The 4,905-nt window shown below is 39.3% G+C and carries 6 protein-coding genes and 1 pseudogene; all 7 read right to left on the bottom strand.

What is annotated here, in order from left to right; genetic code table 11:
• Positions 1–371: pseudogene (locus AC4CUX_RS19360) on the bottom strand (relaxase/mobilization nuclease domain-containing protein); the annotation flags it as partial.
• Positions 361–882: a plasmid mobilization relaxosome protein MobC gene (gene mobC, locus AC4CUX_RS19365; RefSeq protein WP_087696048.1), complete on the bottom strand. Its 522-nt coding sequence runs from the start codon at positions 880–882 to the stop codon at positions 361–363. The gene mobC and the pseudogene AC4CUX_RS19360, both read right to left, overlap by 11 nt.
• Before the next feature lie 274 nt (positions 883–1,156).
• Positions 1,157–1,378: a hypothetical protein gene (locus AC4CUX_RS19370; protein ID WP_087696046.1), complete on the bottom strand. Its 222-nt coding sequence runs from the start codon at positions 1,376–1,378 to the stop codon at positions 1,157–1,159.
• Between the two features lie 119 nt (positions 1,379–1,497).
• Entirely contained in the window at positions 1,498–2,469 is a 972-nt protein-coding gene (locus AC4CUX_RS19375) for a replication initiation protein (RefSeq protein ID WP_087696045.1), read from the bottom strand.
• A 215-nt stretch (positions 2,470–2,684) separates the two neighbouring features.
• Positions 2,685–2,978, bottom strand: a complete 294-nt coding sequence (locus AC4CUX_RS19380) for a type II toxin-antitoxin system RelE/ParE family toxin (RefSeq protein WP_087696044.1) — start codon at positions 2,976–2,978, stop codon at positions 2,685–2,687.
• On the bottom strand, positions 2,966–3,247 hold the full coding sequence (locus AC4CUX_RS19385) for a CopG family ribbon-helix-helix protein (protein ID WP_087696043.1): 282 nt from the start codon (positions 3,245–3,247) through the stop codon (positions 2,966–2,968). Before AC4CUX_RS19385 ends, AC4CUX_RS19380 begins: the two co-directional genes overlap by 13 nt.
• A gap of 70 nt (positions 3,248–3,317) precedes the next feature.
• The coding region (locus tag AC4CUX_RS19390) for a relaxase/mobilization nuclease domain-containing protein (RefSeq protein ID WP_490792698.1) at positions 3,318–4,905 on the bottom strand (1,588 nt) is incomplete at its 5' end.

The following is a 4,905-nucleotide window of genomic DNA, read 5'->3' on the forward strand; positions in this document are numbered from 1 at the left end:
TTGCCTGAGTCGAGTTCAATTCTTGGTACTAAAAAATGCACATGCTTGGAGCCGTCATCTTCTTCATGCAAAACTGCTGTAAAGTGATATTGATGTGGCTGTAACCCTGCAAAGGCATGCTTTTCAAATGCTTCTAAAACTTGGTCAATCTCTTCATTTGTGGGTACATCATCTTTCGACCACGCAATCACACCGCTTGTATATTTCCAGTCGTTTTCTATTGATTCAGCAATTGCAGTAAATGTATGCGGATCTCCCCTCAAAACTTGAACATCGGCTCTAGGTCTATTGAGGTGATCAACTTCATCAATTAAATAACTAGCAGCTTTGGCTGGATCACCTTTACCGTGAGCTAAAAACTTAATGTACATCCTCACCGCTCCTCTTTTTCAAAGCTCTTTCCCTCGCACGGTTTACGGCTTCGGGGCTTCGTTCAATCTTTGGAAGTTCACCAAGAAAATGATGTAAATCATTTTGCATCTGACTTAGTGCGTGAAAACACTCAAGAAAGGAAAATTTAGAAATTGCGTTGGGGTCTTTGTAAATAATATTTAAAGCCTTTGCTGTCTGATTTAAGTTGTTACCGATTCGCCCAAGCTCAATTAAAAGATTTGGATCAGTATCAATATAGCGTTTGATAGTTTTAACTTTTACTTCAGGTGGCTTATGTCTCTTAACATAACGACCTTGAAGTTGAGCAAGGCTAGGAACAAAGAAATAGTGTTTTTGCAATTCTGCCTGTAGTGCAGTTCGAAAAAAATCCGTAAGCGTCCAACCTGTTTTTTTTAAAACAACTTCAATTTGATCTAGCTCAGTTTGAGTAAATCTATATTTTTTTAAATGATCCCTAGTTTCTTTTTTATCTTCAGCATTATCTGTCATACACATTTACCGCTTTTGCTTTTAGGGTCTTAGGGATGAAATCCCTAACAAGTCCCCGTATCACCAAAAAACGTAGTTTTGGGGGGTACGGGTAGGCTTGCTTAACTTAATTCACGATAGCATCTTGTTTTCGTGCATTCAAGATTTGATACAAATGTTGGTGCACAAAACAAAGGCTAGCTGTGAATTGATATACAGGTCATGGCAAGACTATGGACAATCATAAGCGACAGTAAAAGGGCTGTTATCTGATTTAGGTTGCACTTTCCGCTTTTTATGAATTAGATACCTTCACAAGATCTAAATTTTGTTCAAAATAGTTATATAGCCAGTCTAAATATTCGTTGGTTGGATTCTTTGCTATTGCTTCGGCTCTAAGACGTTTAGATATCCATTTGCCATAGCGAACCTTAAAAATCACAAATGACCAATTCGATTTATAGTTACGTTCATTTTGAACATAGAGTGAATAACAAAAGAAATCTAACTCGCTCATAAGGAATAAACCTAATTTAAAAAAGAAAAAGGGCTGTTATCTGATATTAGGCTTGCACTTGTGCATGAATCACGTATCAAAAACCGAAAAAAGGCTGTTATCTGATTTGGGTTGCACTTTTACACTTTTGGACAATTTTTAACCCATTTATAGACGCTTGGACGTGAAATATTTAATTTTTTGGCTATTTGCGTTGGATTGAACCCCAGAACGTGCAGTTTTAAGGCTTCTTGGCGGATATCGCTGTACTGTGCTGATCTAGCCTTACCGCCATGACTGGAATCACTGCTTAGACCGCCTTTACGCCCTTTGACAGTCTGACGCTCGATAAATTTGGCATGTGCTTCTGTGTGATTGCGCCATACCCAACGAGCAATAGACTTAGCAGTTGCCTTTACCTCTGAATGTGGCAATGGCTCTAAAAACGCACCATTTGCGTTTATAGCGACTTTTAACACTTCCGCATACCAACTATCAGGCGGCCCCGAAATAAACGCTCTAATCGCTTCATAAGCCCAAAAACGAACCGTATCGAACATCATACAGTTACGCCCAAGCCCTGAAACCTCTTTTAAGTCGGTTTTTAGTTCCTGAAGCTCTACAAAATCGGCTAAATAATTTAGGTCGTATGGTTGGACGCCAAAAGTATGATTTTCCCATGTTCCGTGACATGGATTTTTAGTGATTAAGCCCGTATAGCCACGATCTGCACCTAACGCCAAGCTATACGCCTGCTCAATCTTGGCAAGGTACTGTATGACATTCTGCTTTGCTCGATGCGTGGTACACACTGGAGCTAAAAGCATATAGCCAATATGTGCATGTCCATTTTGGCTATTTTTGGCTATCCACGTTGGGGGCGGTAAATTTGCATCAAACCATGAAAAATAAGCGTCAGATGTGTCTACATCAAAGACTAAGCTTGAAATGAAGCAAGGCGGGTTATGTTGGATATACGGCATTTGAATTGCCGTTTTTTTCTGACGAATGATTAAGCCTGCACCCAATTCATTCGTGCAATATGGCTTGTGCGGTAAATTTTTATAAAAAGTTGACCGAAAATCAGTGTCTTGTGCTTCAAATTTATTCATTTATAACAGTAACCGCTTGCAAAGCTCGTAAACACTGCTAAAATTAAGACAGATTCAGGTGTTTTAATTTTTAGTGTTTTCAAGCATTTATATTAAAATTCCGAAGAAAAACAGGTCGGCAAACCTGTTTTTTTTCGCCTGCGAAAAATATTACACCTTTTCAAATAACTGTCAAACAACTGATTTTTCAATAAAAATATGTAAATTATAACGCATCATTTAAAGCCGATTTCTCGCTGATGTTTAATTGAAAGTATTACAACATCCTCACCAGTTTTATAACGATACCAAGCCTTGTACCCACTTGAACCAAAGGGAATAATTAAGACCCTAAAATCTGGTCGCTCATCGTCAGGTGCATGAGCCAGTGGTGTTATAGATAACTCTTTTAGATAAGATCTAATAGTTATAATCGCTTCTTTAGCCGCTTCGGGGTTCTTTGTCTGTAAAAATGCCTTTAATCGACTTAAATCATTAAGGGCGTTTCTAGTTAAAATTACTTGTGGCATAGAGGTACGTCTTTCTCGTTATCAGTTCCCCAACTCTCAAGCCATTCATCTGCTTCTGCCAAAGTTACATGTAACCCAGTTTCCAAATAGTCCTCATAAGAAGCTATAGCCTCTCTCCGCTCTGCTTCGAGGCGTTCCTCTTGCTCAATAAAGCTAGTAATTGCAGCTTTTGCCAATGCGTGAGCTGTCCGCTTCTTGGTTGTTGCTAAGCGGCTTAAACGGTCTTTATAGCTAGAATCAAGCTTAATAGACATTGCTGTAGTGGACATGATTAAACTCCTATCACATCAAAAGGTAATACCTAGTATATACTTTCAATACCCAAACAGCTATAAACTATTAAAATGGGCTTGGGGAATCATAGCCACGGTCATTTTTCTTTGTCTGTTCTTTCGCTCGTTGCAACTCCCTACGCTGATCAAGTTGATCTAAAGCCTCGAAGATACTTGTTGGATTAAACCCGCTAGATTTTGTTGATATTGCTCTACTGAACTCATTTTCTCGATCACTCGTTCTGTCAGTGGCTTCAATTTGATTTCTATCACGGCTTGTACCAAATTCGGCAAGATGTTCTCTATTATCGTCTCTGCTTGATTCTCGATGTTCAAGTCTGTTACTAACTGCTTTAAATGGCTCTCTAATCGCTGTTTTAAGCTGTTCTCCAAATTTTTCAATAAATCGGCTGACAACTTCGGATTCTGTAATTGCTTGATGATATTGATCAGCTCGTTGCTTTGCTCTCTCAATTGATTGCAGTGCTTCACCAGTTCGTTGTTGTATTTCTCCAATTCGTCTATGGTTCGATTCTGAGTCTGAATAAGCTGTAAGGCTTGCTCTAGCTGCTTCTGTTGCTCTTTGAGCTGCTGTTGATGTTCTTCGATAATCTGTAATAACTGCGCTTCGAGATTCATTTAACGCACCTCCCTTACTATTCCAAGCGGTCTCGTCCCATTGTCCAGTGCGTAACTCTCTTTTACGTTCGGGTCTAACTCTACGCACAGTTTCCCCCCACATTCCATTGTGAACATGCTTCCGCCTTGTGATTTCAGATAATCGACTTTGTTCTGCATCTCGTTTATGTCGTTGTATTTGCTCTTGCTTACGTAGCCTAGAGCAATACTCGATATAAGCAAAATAAGAGCTATCGAAGCTAAAACTATATTTGATGTAAAAAGGGTTTTCTTGATCTTGGCTGTTTCGGCTATTCCTTGGCTCATGCTGTTCAATTGAGCTGATTGGGCTTTTAACTGCTCGAGCTGCTCTGCCTGTTGGTTCAAAAGTGTCGCTGTTTCTTGAGTCTGTTGCTGTAATAATTGGGCTAAATTCTGACTCTCTGCTTGGACTGAAATTAGGCTCAGCTTGGTTTCTGCCATCTGATTGATAGCGTTCTCCGTTGTACGTTGCACGTTTACTTGCAAGCTTTTCAGACTTTGTTCTGCACTGTTCAGCAAGCTTTCTGTGTTCTGCTGAAATAATTCGATATTCGCTTGATGTCCCTGCATCATTTGCTTTTCTTGCTCGATTCTCAAAGTAAGATTCGATATTAAATTCTGACTCATAAAATGCACCTTTTAGGCGTATCGCCTTTTCTGCACCATTAAATTTTAGGGAAATGAATTTGTCACTGGTTCGGGTAACTATGCCCAACTCCGAAATAGCATCTAAAACGTCTTTTCTATCTCTAATAAAACCATGCTCAACACGTTGTTCTATATAGCTTCCAACGATTTCACGAATATCATTAACAGACTTATCTTTTAAACCTGCTCGTACTGCAAATTTATCTTGGAAATGGATATGATCAGGGGTTTTCGTGTCACGTTGTAAAGTAGGATCATCAGGTCTTGACCATCCTTTTGAGTAATTAAAATAATCCCTCAAAGGGTCGAAATACTTTTCATGACCTGGGGGCGCTATATTCAATGCT

The organism is Acinetobacter sp. 231_lipA, assembly GCF_058243005.1.